At 53.5% G+C, this 21,428-nt stretch carries 23 protein-coding genes; 9 read left to right on the top strand and 14 right to left on the bottom strand.

All coding sequences use genetic code 11. The features are described 5' to 3' along the window. Positions 1-85: 85 nt before the first annotated feature. From ACTHSQ_RS07895 to ACTHSQ_RS07885, 3 genes are all read right to left on the bottom strand, one after another. Positions 86-856 carry a ParA family protein gene (locus ACTHSQ_RS07895; protein WP_049336841.1) on the bottom strand — a complete coding sequence of 257 codons (771 nt, stop codon included), beginning with the start codon at positions 854-856 and terminating at the stop codon, positions 86-88. Between the two features lie 67 nt (positions 857-923). Continuing rightward, positions 924-1,553 carry a 16S rRNA (guanine(527)-N(7))-methyltransferase RsmG gene (rsmG, locus tag ACTHSQ_RS07890; RefSeq protein WP_440371666.1) on the bottom strand — a complete coding sequence of 210 codons (630 nt, stop codon included), beginning with the start codon at positions 1,551-1,553 and terminating at the stop codon, positions 924-926. A gap of 82 nt (positions 1,554-1,635) precedes the next feature. Beyond that, on the bottom strand, positions 1,636-2,130 hold the full coding sequence (locus ACTHSQ_RS07885) for a hypothetical protein (protein WP_003749363.1): 495 nt from the start codon (positions 2,128-2,130) through the stop codon (positions 1,636-1,638). A gap of 432 nt (positions 2,131-2,562) precedes the next feature. On the opposite strand from ACTHSQ_RS07885, the gene ACTHSQ_RS07880 reads away from it, so the two are divergent. The 3 genes from ACTHSQ_RS07880 (at position 2,563) to ACTHSQ_RS07870 (ending at position 5,397) form a co-directional block, all read left to right on the top strand. Continuing rightward, on the top strand, positions 2,563-4,035 hold the full coding sequence (locus ACTHSQ_RS07880) for a malate:quinone oxidoreductase (RefSeq protein WP_308186977.1): 1,473 nt from the start codon (positions 2,563-2,565) through the stop codon (positions 4,033-4,035). Between the two features lie 143 nt (positions 4,036-4,178). Beyond that, on the top strand, positions 4,179-4,961 hold the full coding sequence (gene trpC / locus ACTHSQ_RS07875) for an indole-3-glycerol phosphate synthase TrpC (RefSeq protein WP_440371665.1): 783 nt from the start codon (positions 4,179-4,181) through the stop codon (positions 4,959-4,961). 64 nt (positions 4,962-5,025) lie between these two features. After that, the gene (locus ACTHSQ_RS07870; protein WP_440371664.1) at positions 5,026-5,397 is read left to right on the top strand and encodes a DUF488 domain-containing protein; all 372 of its coding nucleotides are present in this window, start codon (positions 5,026-5,028) and stop codon (positions 5,395-5,397) included. 72 nt (positions 5,398-5,469) lie between these two features. Here ACTHSQ_RS07870 and ACTHSQ_RS07865 read toward each other — a convergent pair whose 3' ends face one another. Together ACTHSQ_RS07865 and argG are read right to left on the bottom strand one after the other, a co-directional pair. Continuing rightward, on the bottom strand, positions 5,470-6,033 hold the full coding sequence (locus ACTHSQ_RS07865) for a DUF421 domain-containing protein (RefSeq protein WP_440371702.1): 564 nt from the start codon (positions 6,031-6,033) through the stop codon (positions 5,470-5,472). Positions 6,034-6,155: 122 nt separating this feature from the next. After that, positions 6,156-7,499, bottom strand: coding sequence for an argininosuccinate synthase (gene argG, locus ACTHSQ_RS07860; RefSeq protein WP_440371663.1), 1,344 nt, complete (start codon positions 7,497-7,499; stop codon positions 6,156-6,158). Positions 7,500-7,609: 110 nt separating this feature from the next. On the opposite strand from argG, the gene ACTHSQ_RS07855 reads away from it, so the two are divergent. From ACTHSQ_RS07855 to ACTHSQ_RS07845, 3 genes are read left to right on the top strand one after another with little or no spacing between them, the layout of a single operon-like run. After that, positions 7,610-8,410 carry a competence/damage-inducible protein A gene (locus tag ACTHSQ_RS07855; RefSeq protein ID WP_440371662.1) on the top strand — a complete coding sequence of 267 codons (801 nt, stop codon included), beginning with the start codon at positions 7,610-7,612 and terminating at the stop codon, positions 8,408-8,410. Continuing rightward, a complete protein-coding gene (locus tag ACTHSQ_RS07850; protein ID WP_440371661.1) occupies positions 8,410-9,036 on the top strand; it encodes a phosphatase PAP2 family protein in 627 nt (208 codons plus the stop codon). The genes ACTHSQ_RS07855 and ACTHSQ_RS07850 overlap by 1 nt, the downstream gene beginning before the upstream one ends. 12 nt (positions 9,037-9,048) lie before the next feature. Then, positions 9,049-9,999 (top strand): YheT family hydrolase, encoded by a 951-nt coding sequence (locus ACTHSQ_RS07845; protein ID WP_049352667.1) that lies wholly within the window; start codon positions 9,049-9,051, stop codon positions 9,997-9,999. A gap of 95 nt (positions 10,000-10,094) precedes the next feature. On the opposite strand, the gene ACTHSQ_RS07840 is transcribed toward ACTHSQ_RS07845, so the two are convergent. The 6 genes from ACTHSQ_RS07840 to ACTHSQ_RS07815 all read right to left on the bottom strand — a co-directional run bounded on the left by ACTHSQ_RS07840 (position 10,095) and on the right by ACTHSQ_RS07815 (position 13,939). Continuing rightward, on the bottom strand, positions 10,095-10,388 hold the full coding sequence (locus tag ACTHSQ_RS07840) for a helix-turn-helix domain-containing protein (RefSeq protein WP_049352669.1): 294 nt from the start codon (positions 10,386-10,388) through the stop codon (positions 10,095-10,097). 404 nt (positions 10,389-10,792) lie between these two features. Beyond that, positions 10,793-11,593 carry a type I methionyl aminopeptidase gene (gene map / locus ACTHSQ_RS07835; RefSeq protein ID WP_224783515.1) on the bottom strand — a complete coding sequence of 267 codons (801 nt, stop codon included), beginning with the start codon at positions 11,591-11,593 and terminating at the stop codon, positions 10,793-10,795. Positions 11,594-11,635: 42 nt separating this feature from the next. Then, positions 11,636-12,241, bottom strand: a complete 606-nt coding sequence (locus ACTHSQ_RS07830; RefSeq protein WP_440371660.1) for a hypothetical protein — start codon at positions 12,239-12,241, stop codon at positions 11,636-11,638. A 67-nt stretch (positions 12,242-12,308) separates the two neighbouring features. Continuing rightward, positions 12,309-12,920: a BON domain-containing protein gene (locus tag ACTHSQ_RS07825; RefSeq protein WP_154954139.1), complete on the bottom strand. Its 612-nt coding sequence runs from the start codon at positions 12,918-12,920 to the stop codon at positions 12,309-12,311. Positions 12,921-12,993: 73 nt separating this feature from the next. Then, a complete protein-coding gene (locus tag ACTHSQ_RS07820) occupies positions 12,994-13,587 on the bottom strand; it encodes a phosphoheptose isomerase (protein ID WP_003680645.1) in 594 nt (197 codons plus the stop codon). Positions 13,588-13,591: 4 nt separating this feature from the next. Beyond that, complete coding sequence (locus tag ACTHSQ_RS07815; RefSeq protein WP_070829721.1) at positions 13,592-13,939, bottom strand: YraN family protein; 348 nt, start codon at positions 13,937-13,939, stop codon at positions 13,592-13,594. A gap of 65 nt (positions 13,940-14,004) precedes the next feature. Between ACTHSQ_RS07815 and rsmI the strand changes: the two genes are divergently transcribed. Together rsmI and ACTHSQ_RS07805 are read left to right on the top strand one after the other, a co-directional pair. After that, positions 14,005-14,892 carry a 16S rRNA (cytidine(1402)-2'-O)-methyltransferase gene (gene rsmI / locus ACTHSQ_RS07810; RefSeq protein ID WP_049343746.1) on the top strand — a complete coding sequence of 296 codons (888 nt, stop codon included), beginning with the start codon at positions 14,005-14,007 and terminating at the stop codon, positions 14,890-14,892. Between the two features lie 219 nt (positions 14,893-15,111). Further along, on the top strand, positions 15,112-15,744 hold the full coding sequence (locus tag ACTHSQ_RS07805; RefSeq protein WP_049343748.1) for a DUF1269 domain-containing protein: 633 nt from the start codon (positions 15,112-15,114) through the stop codon (positions 15,742-15,744). Positions 15,745-16,019: 275 nt separating this feature from the next. Here ACTHSQ_RS07805 and ACTHSQ_RS07800 read toward each other — a convergent pair whose 3' ends face one another. The 3 genes from ACTHSQ_RS07800 to ACTHSQ_RS07790 all read right to left on the bottom strand — a co-directional run bounded on the left by ACTHSQ_RS07800 (position 16,020) and on the right by ACTHSQ_RS07790 (position 20,328). Continuing rightward, entirely contained in the window at positions 16,020-16,829 is an 810-nt protein-coding gene (locus ACTHSQ_RS07800) for an alpha/beta hydrolase (protein WP_219089083.1), read from the bottom strand. A gap of 113 nt (positions 16,830-16,942) precedes the next feature. Next, positions 16,943-17,932 carry a peptidylprolyl isomerase gene (locus ACTHSQ_RS07795; protein ID WP_049322474.1) on the bottom strand — a complete coding sequence of 330 codons (990 nt, stop codon included), beginning with the start codon at positions 17,930-17,932 and terminating at the stop codon, positions 16,943-16,945. After that, on the bottom strand, positions 17,929-20,328 hold the full coding sequence (locus ACTHSQ_RS07790) for an LPS-assembly protein LptD (protein WP_440371659.1): 2,400 nt from the start codon (positions 20,326-20,328) through the stop codon (positions 17,929-17,931). Before ACTHSQ_RS07790 ends, ACTHSQ_RS07795 begins: the two co-directional genes overlap by 4 nt. A 69-nt stretch (positions 20,329-20,397) precedes the next feature. On the opposite strand from ACTHSQ_RS07790, the gene amgK reads away from it, so the two are divergent. Further along, on the top strand, positions 20,398-21,402 hold the full coding sequence (gene amgK, locus ACTHSQ_RS07785) for an N-acetylmuramate/N-acetylglucosamine kinase AmgK (RefSeq protein ID WP_004520257.1): 1,005 nt from the start codon (positions 20,398-20,400) through the stop codon (positions 21,400-21,402). Positions 21,403-21,428 lie beyond the last annotated feature (26 nt).

Below are 21,428 nucleotides of genomic sequence, written 5' to 3'. Positions count from 1 at the left end.
AAGAAATATTCTTTCCAATCAAACCAAAGGCCGTCTGAAAGTACTTTCTACCTTTCAGACGGCCTTTTTATATTTATATTTCTGTTTATTTTTCCAAACGCGCAATCAGTTCATCGGCCAAGTCGAGATAAGCTTGGGTGCCTTTGGCGTGAGCATCGTAGGCGAGGGCGGGGAGGCCGTGGCTGGGGGCTTCGGCGAGGCGGATGTTGCGGGGGATGACGGTGTCGAAGAGCAGGTTGCCGAAGTGTTGTTTGAGCTGTTCGCTAACTTCGACGACGAGGCGGCTGCGGCTGTCGTACATGGTGCGGACGATGCCGGTTACGTCGAGGTCGGGGTTGATGGCTTGGCGGATTTTGCGGACAGTGGCCACTAAGTCGGAGATGCCTTCGAGGGCGTAGTATTCGCAAAGCATGGGGACGATGACGCCGTTGGCGGCGACCAGGCCGTTGAGGGTGAGCAGGGTCAGGGACGGGGGGCAGTCGATGAGGACGTAGTCGTAGTCGTCGGCAACGAGCTGCAGGGCGTTTTTGAGGCGGATTTCGCGTGCGATTTCTTGGACGAGTTCGACTTCTGCGCCGGCCAGTGTGCGGTTGGCACCCAATACGTCGTAGCCGCCTTCTTTGCTGCGGACGACGGCGTTGGGGATGTCGGTTTCGCCGAGGACAACTTGGTAAACGCCGTTTTCGATGGTGGCTTTGTTGATGCCGCTGCCTGTGGTGGCGTTGCCTTGGGGGTCGAGGTCGACGACGAGGACGCGGCGGCCTTTGGAGGCTAGGGAGGCGGCTAGGTTGACGGTGGTGGTGGTTTTGCCGACTCCGCCTTTTTGGTTGGCGACGGCGAGGATTTGTGCGCTCATGTGCTTTGCTGTCGTGTTAAGTGTGGATGGCTGGATTGTACCGTTATTCGGTATGCTTGGGTTGTTTTCAGACGGCCTTTTTGCGGATGATGACGATATGGCGTTCGGCATTGAGTTGGGGAACGTGCAATGCTTCGACTTTTTCGACGGCGACGCTTTCGGGTAGTTTGTCGATTTCTTCTTGCGGATATACGCCTTTCATGGCCGCCCAGTAGCCGCCGTCTTTGAGGAGGTGCTCTGTCCAGTTGACGAAGTCGGCGAGTTCGGCAAAGGCGCGGCTGGTGATGACGTCGGCGCGGCAGTCGGCGGCGGCTTCTACGCGGCCGCTGATGACGCGGACGTTTTTAAGGCCGAGTTCGATGACGGCTTGTTGTAGAAAGGCGGTTTTTTTGGTGTTGGCATCGAGGAGGGTGATGTTAAGGTCGGGGCGGCAGATGGCGGTGGGTATGCCGGGCTGTCCGCCGCCGGAGCCGACGTCGAGCATGGTTTGCGCGTGTTCGATATAGGGCAAGAGGGTCAGGCTGTCGAGCAGGTGGTGGCTGACGGTTTGGGCGGGATCACGCAGGGCGGTCAGGTTGTAGGTTTTGTTCCACTTTTGCAGCAGGGCGGCATAGTCTAGCAGTTTGGCCTGTTTGGCTTCGTCGATGTCCAAACCCAGTGCCTGTATGCCGTCGCGGAGCTGTTGCGCCTGATTCATTTGTTATTCCTTATTGGTTAAAACGCGTTGGATGTAATGGTAACGGAAAGCATGCCGTCTGAAAATGTTTGCGCCTGTTGAATCAACGTTTCATCTTGTGAAAGACGATGGGCTGCTCCGGCGCGCGCGTGAGCTGTTTGGGCAGGGTCAGCATGGCGATGATCCACACGGAAAGGGTGTAGTAGAACACGCCTTGTCCGCGCATACCGGCCAATGCGGCATTGCCTAAGATGGCTTCAAAAATCAAACCCGCCGCCGCCGAGGCACACGCTGCAACACCGGCAAGGAAGATGGCGTAACGCGAATGCCGGCGCATCATTTTTTTATACGCCAGCTTAGTCAGTCCGCCGGCAATTGGTAGGTTGAGGAAGGCAAACATGCCGCAGACAAACCATGCGACGGAATCCTGCCAACCGCTTTGCCATGCCCACGCGCCGTCTTTGACTGTAACCAACAGACCTTGGCCGTCTGAAAAGGCGATTTGCACGATATTGTGCAATATCATCGCCAGCGGCAGGGTAAGGAACATCAGTGCGACCAATAGGGGGCGGTAGGGCTTTTCTTGAGTCAGGTACATGGCGGCTTGCCTTGGGGAAATAAGTTGAAATGATAGCAGATCGGCGGTTGATTCACGTTAGTCTGACGCCGAAATTGCTGACAAAAACAGTCAATTAAAAAAGAAATGAAAAATTCTTTTTTCTTGGCAAACATTGGCAGATAAAGGGTAAGAAAACGTTTTCAGACGGCCTAATCTATTATTTTTATATGAACCGAACAGAAAATCTTTGCATTTCTCCGTAAAATCTACTAAATTCTTAATAACATATTATAAAGACCTGAAATCTGGAACCCAAACCGAAACTGCCTTCCGCCATTTACGCTCGGAAACTCAGCAGGCAACAAAAGTTTCACACACGATAAAATACAAAATAATTCCTCTGAAATCAGTTGTTTATAATGATAGATAACCACAAGGCAAACCATGCCTGACTTTAGTAGGAGTAAAACCATGGCTGAAGCAACCGATGTCGTATTAGTAGGCGGCGGCATTATGAGCGCCACTTTGGGCGTATTGCTCAAAGAACTCGAACCATCTTGGGAAATCACCCTGATCGAACGCTTGGAAGATGTAGCGTTGGAATCATCAAATGCATGGAACAATGCCGGTACGGGACACTCTGCGCTGTGTGAATTGAACTATGCGCCCCTGACTGCCGATGGCACGATCGATCCGACCCGCGCCCTCAATATTGCCGAACAATTCCATATCAGCCGCCAATTTTGGGCGACTTTGGTCGAAGAAGGCAAACTGACCGACCGCACTTTCATCAATTCCGTCCCTCATATGTCGCTGGTGATGAACGCCGACCATTGCAGTTATCTGCAAAAACGTTTCGACGTGTTCAAAAACCAAAAACTCTTTGAAAAAATGGAGTTTTCTACCGATCGCGCCAAAATTGCCGAATGGGCGCCGCTGGTTGTCAACGGCCGTGATGAAAACCAATCCATCGCCGCCAACTACTCCGCCGAAGGCACAGACGTCGATTTCGGCAGCCTGACCCGCCAGATGGTCAAATACTTGAGCGACAAAGGCGTAAAAATCAAATTCAACCGTCATGTCGACGACCTCAACCGCGAATCGGACGGCGCATGGGTGCTGAAAACCAGCAGCACCAAAGACGATGACGACCCGTTGACACTCCGCACCCGTTTCGTCTTCCTCGGCGCAGGCGGCGGCGCACTGACTCTGCTGCAAAAATCCGGTATCCCCGAAGGCAAAGGCTACGGCGGCTTTCCGGTTTCCGGCCTCTTCTTCCGCAACAGCAATCCCGAAACGGCCGCGCAACACAACGCCAAAGTGTACGGCCAAGCCTCCGTCGGCGCGCCCCCTATGTCCGTTCCGCATTTGGATACCCGCAACGTGGACGGCCAACGCCATTTGATGTTCGGCCCGTATGCAGGCTTCCGCCCCAACTTCCTCAAACAAGGCTCGCTCATGGATTTGCCGATGTCCATCCAAATGGACAACCTCTATCCTATGCTCCGCGCCGGTTGGGCTAATATGCCGCTGACCAAATATCTCTTGGGTGAATTGCGTAAAACCAAAGAAGAACGCTTTAATTCGCTCTTAGAGTATTATCCGGAAGCCAATCCTGACAATTGGGAACTGATTACCGCCGGTCAACGCGTACAAATCATCAAAAAAGACCCGAAAAAAGGCGGCGTACTCCAATTCGGTACCGAAATCGTCGCTCATGCCGACGGTTCGCTGGCCGCATTGCTAGGCGCGTCCCCAGGCGCATCAACCGCCGTGCCTTTGATGATTAAGCTGATCAACCAATGCTTCCCGGGCCGTATCGAGTCATGGTCAGGCCGTCTGAAAGAATTGGTGCCCGGCTACGGTATCAAGCTGAACGACAATCCGACTTTGGCGGACGAAATCATCAGCCACACTTCGGCCGTTTTGGGCATTCATCACTAAATTGAAGCAGACACAAAGGCGGGCATTCTTGCCCGCCTTTTTTCAAACCATTAAAATAGCGGCATTCAGGCCGTCTGAAATCTAATCTGTGACAGCATGTTGCACGATTCAAACCCGAAAATCAGCCCCAATAGAAAAACGCCATGACCGATATTCTCAACAAAATCCTTGCCACCAAAGCAGAAGAAGTGGCCGCCCAAAAAGCCGCCATTTCCTTAGAAGACATCAAAGCCCAAGCGCAGGCTGCCGCGTCGGTTCGCAGCTTTATCGGCTCAATCCGTGAAAAACACGCGCAGAATCTACCTGCCATTATTGCCGAAGTCAAAAAAGCCAGCCCGAGCAAAGGCCTGATCCGTCCTGATTTTCATCCTGCCGAAATTGCTGTTGCCTATGAAAAAGCCGGCGCGGCCTGTTTGTCCGTGTTGACGGACGAACATTATTTCCAAGGCTCACCCGAGTATTTGAAACAGGCGCGTGCGGCCGTGGCACTGCCGGTCTTGCGTAAAGATTTCATCATCGACGAATACCAAATCTATCAGGCGCGCGCGTGGGGTGCGGATGCGGTTCTTCTGATTGCCGCCGCACTGGAAGCAGAGCAGCTTGAGCGTTTTGAAGTCGTTGCCCACGAATTGGGCATGACTGTATTGTTGGAGTTGCACGATGCGTCCGAGCTGGAAAAATGCCGCAACATGGCCACGCCGTTGTGGGGTGTCAACAACCGCAACCTGCGTACGTTTGAAGTAACCCTGCAACAAACCCTCGACCTCTTGCCTGAATTGAACGGCAAAACCGTTGTAACCGAAAGCGGCATTCGCAACAAAGAAGACGTTGATTTCATGCGCAGCCACGGCGTGCATACTTTCCTGATCGGCGAAACCTTTATGCGAGCCGACGACATCGAAGCCGAAGTCAAAAAACTGTTTTAAACCCTAAAAAACATCAGGCCGTCTGAATTTTCAGACGGCCTGAATCCATTGGAGACGAGAAAAAATGTTTACCGTACAGCGCATTTACGCCTATCAACCCGATTCTAAACAAACCGCCGTCTTTATCGACCGCCTCTATCCGCGCGGCGTCCATAAAGAAGTTTTTGCCACCGCACTTTGGCTGAAAGATATTACGCCCAGTGCAAACCTGCGTCGCTGGTATCACGAAAATCCGGCTCAAAATTTTGACAGTTTTGTCAGCCGTTATCATGAAGAGCTGCAAGGCAATGCCGAGCAGGCCGCCATCAAGCAGTTGCTGGATTTGGAGCGGCAACACGGCAATATCCTGCTGCTGACCGCCGTCAAAGATCCCCGACATTCCCACGTCTCTGCGCTGGCTCAATTTTTGGGCACAACGTTTGAATATCGCGATTAAAAAATCAGTGTTTGGATTGAATATAAAAAGGCCGTCTGAAATCAAGGTTTCAGACGGCCTGCTATTTTCAAATCAAGAAGAATAACGGTGTGCCACCAATTTTCCGTCTATATATTCGCCGATATAGACTTGCGAGGCTTCAAGGTGGAGGCGGTCGAGTTCCTGTTGCAGCCATTCTTCATCACGCTTAATGATTTCGAGGATGTCGGTGTCGACTTGGCCGTCTGTAATCAGTGGATAGCGCAGGCTTTCGTCGCCGTACTTAATGACGGCGAGCTGGCCGTTTTGTTCCATCACGGCGCGTTTGACGGCAGAGATTTCGTAGATGCCGGCGGCGCGGAGTTTGAACATGAGGTCGTGTGCGCTGATGCCGTTTTTCATACATTCTTCTGCTTGGACTTCGCCGTTGACGATGGTCCAAACGGATTTGCCGTCAATTACGGATTTGATCCAGCGGTTGTGGTTTTTGATGAATTTCAGGCTCAATACCAATAGCGTCCACAAAATCAGTACGAGGAAAAATTGCAGCAGGCCGACGCTGTCGCTGTAAATCACGCCGCCGATGATGCCGCCGAGTACAAAGTTTTGCACTTGTTCCATGGCGGAGGTCGGCGCGAGGTTGCCTTTGTCTAAGATGTTGATTTACAAAATTAAACATAAAATATCCATCTAATCTGAGGAAAAATAGAAAGGTCGTCTGAAAACTAAATTTCAGACGACCTTTCCCGTTTGAAACGGTCCCAAATGGCAGGGTTGCTTTATTTCTTATTACCCAACTGCGGCAACACCGAACCTTCGCCCAGCGACAGCAAACCGCTTTGCGAGTAGATACCCAGTTTGGCGCGGGTGTCGGTGATGTCGAGGTTGCGCATAGTCAGTTGTCCGATGCGGTCGAGCGGTGTGAACGCGGCGTCTTCGACTTTTTCCATACTCAGGCGTTCGGGTTGGTAGGTCAGGTTGGGCGATTCGGTGTTCAGAATCGAGTAGTCGTTGCCGCGGCGCAATTCGAGGGTGACTTCGCCGGTAATGGCTTTGGCGACCCAGCGTTGGGCGGTTTCGCGCAACATGAGGGCTTGGCTGTCGAACCAGCGGCCTTGGTAGAGCAGGCGGCCGAGGCGCAGGCCGTTGATGCGGTATTGTTCGATGGTGTCCTCGTTGTGGATGCCGGTTACTAAGCGCTCGTAGGCGATGTGGAACAACGCCATGCCCGGGGCTTCGTAGATGCCGCGCGATTTGGCTTCGATGATGCGGTTTTCGATTTGGTCGCTCATGCCCAAGCCGTGACGGCCGCCGATGCGGTTGGCTTCGAGGAAGAGTTCGACAGGATCGGCGTATTCTTTGCCGTTCAATGCAACCGGCACGCCTTCTTCAAAGCGCACGCTGACTTCTTCGGGTTTGACTTCGACGCTTTCGTCCCAGAAGGCAACGCCCATGATGGGTTTGACGATTTTGATGCCGCTGTTGAGGAACTCCAAGTCTTTGGCTTCATGCGTCGCGCCGAGCATATTGGAATCGGTGGAATAGGCTTTCTCCACCGACATTTTGTAGTTGAAGCCGTTGGCAATCAGAAATTCGCTCATTTCGTGGCGGCCGCCGAGTTCGTCGATAAATTGTTGGTCGAGCCAAGGTTTGTAGATTTTCAGCGCGGGATTGGTCAAGAGGCCGTAGCGGTAGAAACGCTCGATGTCGTTGCCTTTGTAGGTGCTGCCGTCGCCCCAGATGTTGACGTCGTCTTCTTTCATGGTGGAAACGAGCATGGTGCCGGTCACGGCGCGGCCCAGAGGCGTGGTGTTGAAGTAGGCGATGCCGCCGGTGGAAACGTGGAACGCGCCGCATTGGATGGCGGCAATGCCTTCGTGTGCCAACTGCGCGCGGCAGTCAATCAGGCGGGCATTTTCTGCACCGTATTCCATCGCTTTTTTGGGAATAGCGTTGTAATCGTCTTCGTCAGGTTGGCCGAGGTTGGCGGTGTAGGCATAAGGCAGCGCGCCTTTGAGTTTCATCCACAACAGTGCGGCAGAGGTATCAAGACCGCCGGAGAAGGCGATGCCGACTTTTTGACCGATGGGGAGATTTTGTAAAATAGTATGGTTTTGGCTCATTGGGATTTCTCCAGACTTGAAAAGTTGAAACCATTATCTTATAAATGGAATACATTGTCAGCAATTAGGCCGTCTGAATGTTCGGAGGGCCGTATTAAAGAAACCTCATCATGAACGCTTTCAACCTCATCATCATCGGCGACGAAATCCTGCACGGCAGCCGCCAAGACAAGCATTTCGCCTTTTTCAAATCCCTGCTGGAATCGCGCGGACTGAAGCTCAGTCAGGTGCAATATCTGCCCGACGAACCCGATTTGTTGGTTAAACAACTGCGCCGCAGCTTTTCAGACGACCTGCCGACCTTCGTTACCGGCGGCATCGGTTCCACGCCCGACGACCATACCCGCCAAGCTGCCGCCGCCGCTTTGGATTTGCCCGTCGTCCGCCATCCCGAAGCCGCCAAGTTCATCGAGGGCGTTACCCTTAAACGCGGCGAACCGCTTGACGCCCCAGAACACGCCCAGCGCCTGAAAATGGCGGATTTTCCCGCAGGCGCGGAACTTGTGCCCAACCCGTTCAACAACATCGCCGGATTTTCCATCCGCGAACATTATTTCTTCCCCGGCTTCCCCGTGATGGCGCACCCGATGGCGGAATGGGTATTGGAAACTTATTACGCCGACCGCTTTAACCAAACCGAACGCGGCAGCCGCAGCGTGTATGTGTTCGACCAACCCGAATCGCGCATTACGCCGATTATGGAACATCTTGAGCGTACCTACGCCGGTGTCCGTTCGTACAGCCTGCCCACCGTGGGCCGTACCGATTCAGACGGCCGTTATACTCCGCCGCATATCGAGTTCGGCATTAAAGCGGAAGGTGAGGCCTGCCGCTTGCTGGATGCGGCGTGGGAAGATGCGTTGCAGGGTTTGCAGGCGATTGGCGCGACTTTGAAAGAAACGGTGGAATAATGCATTTATCCCCAGCCCAATCCAGACGCGCACTGACTTTTGCCTCTTTGCTGTTTTTACCGCCGACCCTCATCATCGGCATTTGGCTGGCGCAATATGGCGGCTTCGCTTTTGAACCGCCGCTGATGCACGCCGTCCATGCCCACGCGGGAACATGGTTTGATCCGATTGCCACCGTGTTGCACTATCTGGGCAAAACCGCGATTGCCGTGCCGCTGATCGGCGCGGTTGCCGCCGCCCTGTATTTTGCCGATAAGAAGCGCGAAGCGCTGTTTTGCGTGTTGGCGGCATTGGTGCCGACTTTGAACATGCTGATTGTGAAGGTATGGTTTGCCCGCGAACGCCCGTTGCTTTGGCCGCGCCTGATTGAGAAGAGCAATTTTTCCTTTCCCAGCGGCCACAGTACGTTTTCCGCTGCCATTGCCGTCATGTTGATATTGCTTTGCCGTCGCACGCGCTACCGCCGTGCTGCTTGGGTAGGCGGCATTTCCTTTGCCCTGCTGACCGGGTTTTCACGCATTTATTTGGGCGTGCATTATCCCACCGACGTTTGGGCAGGCTGGACAAACGGCACGCTGACTGCATTGCTGGTGTATATGATCATCTTCAGGCCGTCTGAAAAATAGAAAAAATAAATCATGAATACACGTTCACCCAACACGCCTTATTGGCTCAGAAACGGCCATGCCGATACTCTGTTTGCCAAGCTGCTGCAAGGCAAGGCGCCCGACTACCGCCGCGAGCTTCTGCCCGACAGTACCGGCAAAACCCAAGTTGCCTACGATTTTGTCGACAGCGCCAATCCTGATGCGCCGTTGGTGGTTTTGTTCCACGGACTGGAAGGCAGCAGCGAGAGTCATTACGCAGTCGAGCTGATGAAAGCCGTGCAGCAGCGCGGTTGGAACGGCGTGGTTGCCCATTTCCGCAGTTGCGGCGGTATAGAAAACACCGCGCCCGTGTTCTACCACCTCGGCGATACGCCCGAAATCGCCTTTATGCTCAACACACTGGCCCGACGCTATTCAACCATCTACGCTGTCGGCGTTTCTTTGGGGGGCAATGCCCTGGCCAAATATTTGGGTGAGCAGGGCAGCAATGCCGTTCCACGCGCATCTGCCGTCGTTTCCGCGCCGGTTGATGCCGTAGCGGCAGGTACGCGATTTGATCAGGGCATGACGCGACTGATTTACACGCGCTATTTTTTAAATTCGCTGTTGCCGAAAGCCCAGGCGATTCCTCAGTTTCAGACGGCCTTAAGCCAGCAAAACTGCAAAACGCTTGGCGATTTTGACGACCGCTTTACCGCGCCGCTACATGGTTTTGCCGACCGCCACGATTACTACCGCCGTAATTCCTGCAAACCGTTCCTGAAAGGCGTGGGTACGCCGTTACTGCTGCTCAATGCCGTCAATGACCCTTTCCTGCCGCCAGAAGCCCTGCCGACCGGGCGGGACGTGTCCTCGGCCGTTACGCTGCTGCAACCGGCATACGGCGGGCATGTCGGTTTTGTCAGCCGCGATCAAGGCCGTCTGAATCTGCAATGGCTGCCACAAATCGTGTTGGACTATTTCAAACAGTATCAGCCGTAAATGGAAAAGGGCATGTATGCAGACATGCCCTTAGGGCGTAGAAAGTAAAAAGGCCGTCTGAAAACGAGTTTCAGACGGCCTTTTGAATAGCTTGATTATTTACCTTTGTCGGCTTTGGCTTCTCTTTTCAGAGAAGCGTACAACTCAGGGTCGCGGTTTTTCAGCAGGGAAGCAACGGCCAAGTCGTCACGGTTAACTTTAGCCAAATCTACGCGCTCGATGTGTACCAAACGCAGCAATTCGCGTACAGGTTTAGGCATATTGCGGCCAGATTCGTAACGGGAACCGCCGGATTGAGTCACACCAATGCGACTCCAGAAGTCCATTTGGTTCAGGCCGAGTTTTTTACGGATATCGCGGATGTTTTCAATTTTTTCGAACGATTTCATGAATCTTCCTTATTGTGGTATTTGTTGCATGCCTCTAGGCATAAAAATGGGTCTGCAAGAATGCCGGCATCCCTTTCCTGTAGGCTTTTGGGGTGATATGTGGGCGTATTGCAAATGACTGATCTAGATAATTAGACAGTATATTCGAAAGAAGTTTTCCGCTGTCTGCCATAATTTATGTAAATATTTCTTAATTCATTATTTCAGTAAATTTTCATTATATAAATCATTAAATTATGCGCTTATCTTAAATATGGCGTAAGCAAATTTTTACATAATTAAACAATTCAATTTGGGTGAAAACTTAATTTCGAGTTTTTATTCGGTTTTCCAGATTGAGAATGCGAATAAACTTCAGGCCGTCTGAATCTATGTTTTCAGACGGCCTGAAGGTTTTTTCAAGGTTAAGGCTTACCGCTGGCAGGGCTGATGGTGAGGATTTCGTAGCCGGTTTCGGTAACCAAAACTTCGTGTTCCCATTGGGCGGAGAGGGAGCGGTCTTTGGTAACCACTGTCCAACCGTCGTTCAGGATGCGCAGATGGCGTTTGCCTTGGTTGATCATCGGCTCGATGGTAAAAATCATGCCCGGTTTGAGGACGAGGCCCTCACCTTTGCGGCCGTAGTGGACTACTTGAGGTGCTTCGTGGAAGCCGCGGCCGATGCCGTGTCCGCAGAATTCCTGCACGACGGAGTAGCCGGCATTTTCGGCAACCTGTTGGCAGGCATAGCCGACGTCGCCGAGGGTGGCGCCGGGTTTGACCGCTTCTATACCCGCCATCATGGAGGCGTGGGTCACGTCGATCAGGCGTTGGGCAATCGGGGAGACTTTGCCGACGGTAAACATACGGCTGGAGTCACCGTGGAAACCGTCTTTTTTAATGGTCAGGTCGATGTTGACGATGTCGCCTTCTTTCAGCGGCTTGTCGTCGGGAATGCCATGGCAGATGACGTGGTTGACGGAGGTGCAACAGGATTTCGGGTAGGGCGGGTTGCCGTAGTTGAGGGGAGCTGGATAACCGCCTTGAACGTTGACGTGGTAGTCGTAAACGAGTTTGTCGATTTCGTTGGTGGTGACGCCGGGTTTGACGAATTGGCCGATGTAATCGAGGGCTTCGGCGACCAAGCGGCCGAGTTCGCGCATTTTTTCGATTTCTTCGGGGGTTTTGATGATGACTTCGTTCATGAGGTTTCCTTCTTGTTTCAGACGGCATGGAGGCCGTCTGAACGGGACGGGTGTGCCGTCTGTTTAAAACAGGTTATCGAGATTGTCTTTATTGCGCGGTTTGGCTTGTGGTTTTGCCCTAGGCTCGGCTTTCGGAGTCGGTTTTGACTCGGGGGCTTTGGCTTTTTCCGGTTTGTTTTCTACCGCTTGTGCGGCAGGTTTGTTGCTTGCGACTTTGTTTTCTACCGGCTGGCTGTCTGCTTTAGGTTTGTTTTGAGCGGCAGGGCTGCTGTTGTCGGATGGTGTGTTTTCTGATTTGTCGGCTTCAGTGCGTTTGTTTTCTGTGCGTTTGCCGCGGTGTGCAGCGGCGCGGTCGTTTTTTACACCTTCTTCCGCTTTTTCACCTTTTTCATTTTGTGGGACGACAGGATTGCCGGAGGCAGTTTTTGCGTCGCCGTCCTTGGCAGGCTGAACGGTTTCAGGTTCGACTGTGCCGTTGGGGCGCCAAACTTCAATGCGTGTGTCGGTTTGTTCGGCAGGGCTTTTTTCGGGTACGTCGGTTTTACCGGAGTGTAGGGTGCTGAATACGCCGGCAACAAGGGCGGCGACGGCGATAAAGCTGACAAGGAATAAAGCGCGGATTAGGTGTTTGGGCTTAAGTTGGAAAGGGGTTTTATTATTCTTTGACATGATGGGTCGGGTAATCGTTGGAGGAATGGCCGTCTGAATATTCAGACGGCCCCGGGTTGGCTGTGAATCAGTTGGCAACGTAGTTTTGATAGAGGGTCACGACTTTTTGTACGCCGACGGTCGTGCTGACTTTTTGGGTCACGCGGGCTTGCTCATCAGGCGTGAGGATGCCCATCACATAGGTCACGTTGCCGTAAGTCACGATTTTGACGCGTGCTTGGGTGGCCGGGCTGAGGCCCAACAGGGAGGCGCGGACTTTGGATGTACCCCAGGTGTCGTTGGTCACGTCGCCGAGCGAACGCGCTTGTGAGGCAACGGTGATGTAGTTGTACACGCCTTCTGCGGCTTGTTCGGAACGGGCGATGCGTTCAACAAATTGTTTTTCGCCTTCGGTAGCCACTTGGCCGAGCAGGAGCAGGTGGCGGTTGTAGCCGACAACGTTCAGTTTGGGCGTGTAGCCTTGGACTTGGTTGTTTTGGCGCAGGTAGGAGCGTGCGGTGGTTTCGACGCGCAGTGCCATAACGTTGTCGTCTGTTTGCGCGCCGGTGGTGCGGCGGTCGACGGCGGATTTGGTGCCGACGGCTGCACCGCCGATCAGTGCGCCGACGCAGCCGCTCAGACTCAGGCTTAAGAGGGTCGCAGTCAGAACGGGGAGGGCGTAGCGTTTGATATTCTTCATATCCTTTTCCTTGGGTATGGACGGTTGGGTGTTCAGACGGCCTTTAAGGGATGGGCCGTCTGAAAAGAAAGGGTTACATGCCTTCAAGCAGGACGGAGTCGATGCAGTCGCACATGGCGTGAATCAGCAAAATATGGTTTTCCTGAATGCGGGCAGTGCGTGGATAAGGGACGTTGAGCAAAACATCGGTATCTTTGAGCATGGCAGCGATTTTTCCGCCGTCGCGGCCGGTCATGGCGATGACGTGCATGTCGCGCTCGTGTGCCGCTTTGATGGCTTCGATGACGTTGGCTGAATTGCCGGAAGTGGAGATGCCGACCAATACGTCGCCGGCACGTCCGAGCGCGCGCACTTGTTTGCTGAACACATGGTCGAAACCGTAGTCGTTGCCGATGGCGGTCAGGGCGGAAGTGTCCGTCGTCAGCGCGACAGCGGCCAATTCCATGCGTTCTTTTTCAAAACGGCCGGTCATTTCTGCGGCGAAGTGTTGCGCGTCGGCAGCCGAACCGCCGTTGCCGCAGGCCAGGATTTTGCCGTCGTTCATCAGGCATTGCAGCATCAGCTCGGCAGCCTGTACGGTCGGCTCGACCAGTACTTTTTCGGCTTCCTGCTTGGCGCGGATGCTCTCGGCAAAATGCGCGGAAACGCGTTCTTGTAATGTTGTCATGAGGTTAACCTGTAATATTTTGAATCCATTCGGGTTGTCCGTCGCCCTCAATCAGTACCGCATCCAGGCGGCAGGGCGCATGGTTTAACCCGTGCTTTTGCAGATAATACTCTACACTTCGTTGCAATTTCAATAATTTGGACGGCGGGATGCTGTATGCGGCACCACCGAAACCTCGGTTTTTGCGGTATTTTACTTCAACAAACACAATCGTACCGCCGTTTTTGACGATTAAATCGATTTCGCCGTAGGCGCAATGCCAGTTTCGCGCCAGCAGCGAGCAGCCTTTGCCCAGCAGGAATGCCAGTGCCGCATCTTCGGCCGCCGCCCCCTGTTTGTGGTTTAAGCGCATGAAAAGTTTACCCGTTATATAATCATTGTTTTTAAAGAGACGCCGTTTCAGACGGCCTTGAATCTATGTACACAAAACACCTGCAAAAAGCCGTCGACAGCATCGAAAAACAGACATTATACGTTGTCGCCACACCCATCGGCAATTTAGCCGACATAACGCTGCGCGCGCTGGCCGTTCTGCAAAAGGCCGACATTATCTGCGCCGAGGACACCCGTGTTACCGCCCAGCTTTTGAGTGCGTACGGCATTCAGGGCAAACTCGTGAGCGTGCGCGAACACAACGAGCAGCAAATGGCCGATAAAATCATCGCCCATCTTTCAGACGGCCTGAGCGTCGCCCAAGTTTCGGATGCGGGTACGCCTGCGGTTTGCGATCCCGGTGCAAAACTTGCCGCCCGCGTGCGCGAAGCCGGATTTAAAGTGGTGCCTGTGGTCGGCGCAAGCGCGGTCATGGGGGCATTGAGCGTGGCCGGGGTGACGGAATCCGATTTTTACTTCAACGGTTTCCTGCCGCCTAAGGCCGGCGAACGCCAAAAGCTGTTGGCCAAATGGGCGGAAGCCGATTTTCCGATTGTGATGTTTGAAACGCCGCACCGCATCGAAGCAAGCCTTGCGGATATGGCCGCGCAGTTCCCCGAACGCCGGTTGACTCTGGCGCGCGAAATCACCAAAACGTTTGAAACCTTCCTCAGCGGCACGGTTGCCGAAATCCAAGCCGCCCTCAAAAACGACAGCAACCAAACGCGCGGCGAGATGGTGCTGGTGTTGCACCCTTCGGTGAAAGAGAAACACAGCGATTTGCCCGAGGCGGCGCAAAATACCATGAAAATCCTTGCGGCCGAGTTGCCGACCAAACAAGCTGCCGAGCTTGCCGCCAAGATTACCGGCGAGAATAAAAAGGCGCTGTATGATTTAGCGTTGGAGTGGAAACGGATTTCAGACGACGCTTGAGGTCTTGCAGGCTTATTTTTCTCAACCTGTGGTGTGAACGATGCGACGATTTCCTACAGGCAAAACTGGGTATTGTTCGTTATCCGTTTGCCGGTTCTACAGGCTTTATATAGGTAAAGTTCTGTTTGCCGCATTGCTCCCCCCCCCCCCTTGTAATTTACAATGACACTGCATACAACTAGTATGTTCTTAAATCTTTCAATCTACGGGAGTGGACTTATGAAACAAAATATCATCGTTGCCTTATTCGACATCTCCAGCGAAGCTTATCAAGCCTTTTCTGAATTGAAAGCTTACTCGCAGACAACAGATGCTTTGGTGGCACAAGCCGTTTTGATTAAAAAGGAAAATGGTCTGATTATCCCAGCAGAAAGCACCGACTTTACCGCCAATACGGCCGAAAGCGCATGGACGGGCGGCCTCATTGGTTCACTGGTCGGCATCCTCGGCGGTCCTATCGGTGTTCTGTTGGGTGGAGCTACTGGCGCACTCATCGGCAGTGATGTAGGCACTGCCCAAACATTGGGAGAGGGGGCGTTGCTGGAAAATGCAGCCAAAAAACTGGATAACGGCAGTACTGCAATCATTATTTTGGCGCAAGAACTCAACGAAGCTATATTGGATGCTTTCTTCCACCGTTTCAAAACCGTTATTCTCCGGCAAGATGCAGCCGTTGCCCAAGAGGAGGTATTGGCAGCAATAGAAGCGGAGAAAGAAGTGGCACGTCAGGCACACGAAGCGTGGAAAAAACAGCGCAAAGCCGAACGCAAAGCCGAACGCCAAGGGAAAGTGGAAGCCTTCAAGGCCGACATCAAACAAAAATTCGACAAATTGGCAGCCAAGTTGAAATAACACTGCCACCAACCCAAGGTATGTAACCGCTCAAATTTTCCGTTTCGGATGCATGCCAAACCAGTTTGAGGCTACCTGAAAATCTATTTTTCAGGTAGCCTCTCCCTTTTTCATGCCCCGAGGCCTTTGCAAAGGTCTCAACCTATGTTATTGCAAAGGTCTATGTTATTGCAAAGGTCTCGGCCTTTTTATAATTGGATTTTAGATCGATCCAATAGGTTCAATACGCTTCTAAGTTTGCGTTTCAGACGGCCTCAATGTTTGGCAAACCTGCTTTAACGCTGCCATACGTTGCGCAAATATTCGATGCAGTCGGTCAGGGCGTAAAACGGGGCGTTGCCGTGATTGGCGTTGGGGTAGAGGGTAAAGCGGACATCCGCGCCGAGGTGGTGCAAAGTGCCGGCAAGAATTTTGGCTTGTGCAACCATGCCGCTGCTGGTTTGGTCGGGGCGGTTGTTTCTGCCTTCATGTTCGCCTGCGCCAAGGCGGATGCCGATTCCTTGAGGCAAAGTGTCGGGCAGCCAATCGAGTACGCGGCGGTCTTGCCACCAGATAGACGGCGAAACCAGCAAATAATGGCGGAATCGTTCGGGACGGGTGAACAGGGAATAGAGGCCGTACAGTGCGCCGAACGAATGGCCGAAGACGGCTTGGTTTTGGGTATCGATGCGGTATTTGCTGTTGAGCAGGGCGGAGAGTTCGTCATCGATAAAGCGGCTGAAGCGGTCGGCTTGGCCGTATTGTTTGCGTTCGGATTCGGGCGCATTGTCGGGCAGCGGCGGCGTGTAGTCGAGGGCGCGTTGGCTTAAGTCGCGGATGGTGCCGCCGGTGTAGCCGATGCCGACAATCAGACAGGCGGCATGGCTTTTGGTGATGGGGTTGATGAGCAGGGATTGCGCCATATTGAGGATGGCAGGGAAAAAGGCATCCCCGTCAAGAATATACAGCACGGGATAGCCACTTGCCGGACGCTCGCCGAGAGCCGCGGCTTGAATGCGGTAGGTGCGGCCGGTGTGGGCGGAAGTAAGGGCGGTTTCTTCGGCTTGCAGCAGGGTGGCGGCTTGCCAGTTGGGGCGGATGGGCATGATGGGGTGCTTTAATCAATAGGTTGTTTAAGTAAAAGGGAATAAGGCCGTCTGAAAATAGGTTTCAGACGACCTTATTGTACCGATTCTTGTCTTTTTAACAATACGCGCGATTAGCGTACGTCAACGTAGGAGCTGCTGTGCAGTTCGCGCAGGAGGTTGGTGGTCGCCTGTTGCGCTTTTTGTTGAGACAGGTATTGGCGGACAGCGTTTTGTTGACGCTCTTCAGGCGTACCTGCTTCGCGGACGTCGTTCAGCTTGATGATGTGCCAGCCGAATTGGGTGCGGACAGGGGCGCTGATTTGGCCGGGTTTGAGTTTGTGGACGGCTTCTTCAAACGGGGCAACCATCATGCCGTCGGCAAACCAGCCCAAATCGCCGCCATTGCCGGCGCTGCTGTCTTGCGAGTATTGGCGTGCCAAACCGCCGAAATCTGCGCCGCTGCGGGCTTGTGAGTAGATTTTGCGGATGGTGCTTTCTGCGCCGACGGCGGCATTGTCGTTGTCGGCTTTAATGAGGATGTGTTGGGCATGGTATTGGCGCACAGGGTCTGCTTCAGGCAGGGTTACGCCTTGTTGTTTGGCCTGCTCGATGTAACGTGCCACTTCGGAGTCGCTCACGCGGCTGTTTTGCATGATGGCCTGTTGGCGCACTTTTTCAACAATAATGCTGTCGGCGATGTCTTGACGGACGGCGGCAGACGGGTTTTTGATGTTGGGGTTGTGCGCGATAACGGCTTCGATTTCGCTATCGGTCGCTTGGATGTTGCGGCGTTTGCCTGCTTGGAGGATCAGGGATTGGTTGATCATTTGTGCCAAAACTTGTTGGCGCAGCTCGTTGGCGTCCATTTGTGTGCCTTTAGGCATGGTTTGACGCGCTTGCGCCACGGCTTGTGCTACTTGGCGGTGGGTAATGACTTCGTTGTCGACAACCGCGGCAATGCCGTCTGAAAGATGTACGCCGCTTTGTACGGCAGGCATGGTAGTGGCGCTGACGACTGGAGTTTTGCTGGTACGCGCTTTGGTCGCTTTGGCTTTAGGAGCGGCGTGTGCGCCTACTGCGAGAGTGAGTGCGGCGACGAGAATCAGGGGTTTGAAGTTCATTGTTTGACTACCTCGTTGGTTTTGCTGTAACCGGGGATGGCTAAGCGGAGTTTTTCGAATGGGTTGTTGCTGATATTGCTCAAGTCTTTGAGTTGGAGGTTGAAGAATACGGCGTTTTTGTGGCTGTTTTCGCCGGTAACATAGCGTTGGCCGACCAAGCTTGCGCTCCAGCAGCCGCAGTTGCTTTTGTATTCTGCACCGATGAGCATTTCCAGCGGTTTTTTGGCTTCGATTTCGTAGTTGTAACGGGCGACGGCGTACAGGTTTTTACTCAACGGCCATTGGGCGGCAAGATCGACTTGGCTGAGCCTATCGTAGAAATAGTCGCCGTTGGCTTGCAGATAAATGCGTTCGTTGCGTCCGTATTTGTAGCGCGCGCTTAAGACTTTGCCGGGTTCGGGGTTGTAGGTAATTCCTGCGGCGTAGCTCTCGGCACGGCTTAGGTTTTGGTTGTAGTGGATGTCCAAATCAATGCGTGTGCTCGGAGTAAGGTTGCCGTGTGCAAAGGCTACCCAGTCGGATTGGCTGCGCGGATAATTACTGACGTTGCCGTCAGGCAGGACGTTGTCTTTTTTGAAATAAAACTTCTGGCCGATGCCTGCACGGAAGAGTTCCGCACCGGTGTTGGGGTTGAGGATGCGGCTTTGTGTGGCCAGCGTCAGGCTGTTGGCCGAATTGATGCGGTCGTTGCCCGAATACAGGTTTTCGCGGAACAGCTGCGAGTAGGTAAAGCTGTTTTCGGAGCTGTCGAAATTGGGCAGGTCGTTTTGGGACTTGGTCGGAATGTAGTTGTAAAACAGGCGCGGTTCGAGCGTTTGGAGGTATTCTCCGCCGAAGAGACGGGCCCTGCGCTCGAAAGTCAGGCCGCTGTCGACGTTGATGATCGGCAGGACGCGGCTGACATTGCGGCCGCTTTGGCCATTGAAGCTGTTGAGGCTGTAATAAGTGGCGTGTACGCCGACTTTAGGTCGGATGTAGCCCCATTGGTTGTGGAAGTCCCATTTGACGCTCGGGTAGAGCACCACGCGGCTGCCGTCTTGCTTGGTATCGTGGTCAAAACGGGTAAATTGGCCGAACACGTTGAGTTGCGCTTTGCCGAGATGGTTTTGCCAACGGCCGGTCAGACGGGGCATGATGGCATAAGGCTCGTCTTTATAACCGTCTTGGTTGGCAAGCGTTTGATATTTTTGTACGCGCAACGAGCCGTCGAAGCTGCCGCCTAGCAGTTTGTCGCTGTAATTGAGCCATGCTTGACGGTCGAGGTTGACGTTGCGCGCGATGTCTTCGCGGCCGTAGAAGTCGCGGTAGTAATCGTCATCGGAAACTTGGTTGTAGTTGATGCCGCCGCTGATTTTGCTGTTCAGCTGCTGCTGGTGTTTCCATTTGAACTGGTAGCGGTTGTTGTGGACGCTTTTTTGGTCGTTGGGCATCCAGTCGCCATCGACTTCGCCGCTGTAATTCGGTTGCAGATAACGCACTTGGCCGCCCAGTTGCACGCCGCGTTTGCTGATAATGCCCGGACGGATGGTGGCATCCAAATTCGGTGCAAGGTTGAAGTAGTAGGGCAGGCTCAGCTCCAGGCCGTCTGAACCTGTGGCAATAGTCGGAACGAGCAGGCCGCTTTTGCGGTTGCCGTTGATGGGGAAGTCCGCCCAAGGCGTGTAGAGGACGGGGACGCCGCCGAATACGAGCGAAGCGTGTTTGGCTACGCCGATACCTGTCGATTCATCGGCTTCAATGCTTTGTGCTTGGATATACCAGCTGGCGTCGCCGGGCGAACAGGTGTTGAATTTGGTATTGATGAGCTTGTAGAGGCCTTTGCCTTTGAGTTCGGCTTTTTCGCTGACACTTTGAAGCCGGCGGCCGCCTTGTTCGGTATTGAGGCGCACGGCGGTGCCGGAACCGGTTTGGTCTTTGAGGTTGTAAACCAATTGGTCGCCGGATACGGTCGAACCGTTTTGATACAGGGTAAAGCGGTCGCCGGCGGTAACGGTATCGGCGGCTTGATCGTATTGCGCCCAATCGGCGTTGAGAACATCGGCATTGCGCTCGACAATGACGTCGCCTTCGGCACGGACGCCGACTTGGGTCTGGCCTTCTATTTTATCGGCGTTGACGCGGGTGTAATCGGCAGGCAGGGCAGGCTCGCCGCTGCGTTTGATTTCGGCGGTTTCGGCCGGCTTGGCATCTTCATGGTCGCAAAACAGGCAAGTGCTGCCCAAAGAAAGCGGATCGGCTTCGCTTTGGCCGGTTTTTGCCGGTTTGGATTCGGCGGCGTGGGCAGGGGTATAGTCTTCCGCCTGCGGAACAGAAGCATCTTCCGCGCGCACGGCTGTTGCGCCAAAGCCCATAATTAAGGCGAGTACCAAGGGTTTGAGTGAAAATAAACGAGCCAAAATCGCCCCTTAAATCGGTTTGCCAGTTAGAATAGCGGTTATTGTAACCTGAAATTCTGCGATACCGCTATGCAACGACAAACCGAATTACAAAACTGGCTGGAGTCTGTTTATCCGAACCAGCCGTTTGAATTGAGCTTTGCGGCAGCCGATGCCGACTTCCGCCGTTATTTCCGCGCGACGTTTTCAGACGGCCAGACCGTCATCTGTATGGACGCGCCTCCTGAGAAGATGAGTGTTGCGCCTTATTTGAAAGTGCAAAAACTGTTTAATATGGTTAATGTGCCGCAAGTGCTTCATGTGGATGAAGCGTTGGGCTTTATGGTGTTGAACGATTTGGGCAACACCACATTCCTGACTGCCATGAATCAGGAAAACAGCGAAACCGCCCACAAAGCCCTGCTGCTCGAAGCCATCGACGAATTGATCGAGCTGCAAAAAGCCAGCCAACCCGGCAAACTGCCGGAATACGACCGCGAAGTCATGCTGCGCGAGATTAACTTGTTCCCCGAATGGTTTGTGGCCAAAGAATTGGGCCGCGAGCTGACCTTCAAGCAACGCCAGTTGTGGCAGCAAACCGTCGATACGCTGTTGCCGCCCCTGTTGGCGCAACCCAAAGTGTATGTCCACCGCGACTTTATCGTCCGCAACCTGATGCTGGCGAAAGGCCGCCCGGGCGTATTGGACTTCCAAGATGCGCTTTACGGTCCGATTTCCTATGATTTGGTGTCGCTGCTGCGCGATGCGTTTATCGAATGGGAAGAAGAATTTGTATTGGACTTGGTCATCCGTTACTGGGAAAAAGCACGCGCTGCCCAGCTGCCCGTGCCTGCCGAGTTTGACGAGTTCTACCGCTGGTTTGAATGGATGGGTGTACAACGCCATTTGAAAGTGGCCGGTATTTTTGCCCGCCTGTACTACCGCGACGGCAAAGACAAATACCGCCCGGAAATCCCGCGCTTCTTGAACTATTTGCGCCGCGTATCGCGCCGTTACAACGATTTGGCGCCGCTTTATGCGTTGCTGGTCGAATTGGTCGGCGATGATGAATTGGAAACAGGCTATACCTTCTAAGCTTGGTTTTTTAAGATTTGATTCCA

Origin of the sequence: Neisseria sp. P0009.S008, from assembly GCF_051958615.1 — a bacterium.
Lineage (GTDB): Bacteria > Pseudomonadota > Gammaproteobacteria > Burkholderiales > Neisseriaceae > Neisseria > Neisseria subflava.
The sequence above is the reverse complement of the archived record's forward strand: the minus strand, read 5'-3'. Positions and strand labels throughout refer to the sequence as shown.

Coding starts and splice junctions, on each gene's coding strand:
- ACTHSQ_RS07895 (WP_049336841.1), bottom strand. CDS start 856: ATGAGCGCACAAATCCTCGCCGTCGCCAACCAAAAAGGCGGAGTCGGC.
- rsmG (WP_440371666.1), bottom strand. CDS start 1,553: ATGAATCAGGCGCAACAGCTCCGCGACGGCATACAGGCACTGGGTTTG.
- ACTHSQ_RS07885 (WP_003749363.1), bottom strand. CDS start 2,130: ATGTACCTGACTCAAGAAAAGCCCTACCGCCCCCTATTGGTCGCACTG.
- ACTHSQ_RS07880 (WP_308186977.1), top strand. CDS start 2,563: ATGGCTGAAGCAACCGATGTCGTATTAGTAGGCGGCGGCATTATGAGC.
- trpC (WP_440371665.1), top strand. CDS start 4,179: ATGACCGATATTCTCAACAAAATCCTTGCCACCAAAGCAGAAGAAGTG.
- ACTHSQ_RS07870 (WP_440371664.1), top strand. CDS start 5,026: ATGTTTACCGTACAGCGCATTTACGCCTATCAACCCGATTCTAAACAA.
- argG (WP_440371663.1), bottom strand. CDS start 7,499: ATGAGCCAAAACCATACTATTTTACAAAATCTCCCCATCGGTCAAAAA.
- ACTHSQ_RS07855 (WP_440371662.1), top strand. CDS start 7,610: ATGAACGCTTTCAACCTCATCATCATCGGCGACGAAATCCTGCACGGC.
- ACTHSQ_RS07850 (WP_440371661.1), top strand. CDS start 8,410: ATGCATTTATCCCCAGCCCAATCCAGACGCGCACTGACTTTTGCCTCT.
- ACTHSQ_RS07845 (WP_049352667.1), top strand. CDS start 9,049: ATGAATACACGTTCACCCAACACGCCTTATTGGCTCAGAAACGGCCAT.
- ACTHSQ_RS07840 (WP_049352669.1), bottom strand. CDS start 10,388: ATGAAATCGTTCGAAAAAATTGAAAACATCCGCGATATCCGTAAAAAA.
- ACTHSQ_RS07830 (WP_440371660.1), bottom strand. CDS start 12,241: ATGTCAAAGAATAATAAAACCCCTTTCCAACTTAAGCCCAAACACCTA.
- ACTHSQ_RS07825 (WP_154954139.1), bottom strand. CDS start 12,920: ATGAAGAATATCAAACGCTACGCCCTCCCCGTTCTGACTGCGACCCTC.
- ACTHSQ_RS07820 (WP_003680645.1), bottom strand. CDS start 13,587: ATGACAACATTACAAGAACGCGTTTCCGCGCATTTTGCCGAGAGCATC.
- ACTHSQ_RS07815 (WP_070829721.1), bottom strand. CDS start 13,939: ATGCGCTTAAACCACAAACAGGGGGCGGCGGCCGAAGATGCGGCACTG.
- rsmI (WP_049343746.1), top strand. CDS start 14,005: ATGTACACAAAACACCTGCAAAAAGCCGTCGACAGCATCGAAAAACAG.
- ACTHSQ_RS07805 (WP_049343748.1), top strand. CDS start 15,112: ATGAAACAAAATATCATCGTTGCCTTATTCGACATCTCCAGCGAAGCT.
- ACTHSQ_RS07800 (WP_219089083.1), bottom strand. CDS start 16,829: ATGCCCATCCGCCCCAACTGGCAAGCCGCCACCCTGCTGCAAGCCGAA.
- ACTHSQ_RS07795 (WP_049322474.1), bottom strand. CDS start 17,932: ATGAACTTCAAACCCCTGATTCTCGTCGCCGCACTCACTCTCGCAGTA.
- amgK (WP_004520257.1), top strand. CDS start 20,398: ATGCAACGACAAACCGAATTACAAAACTGGCTGGAGTCTGTTTATCCG.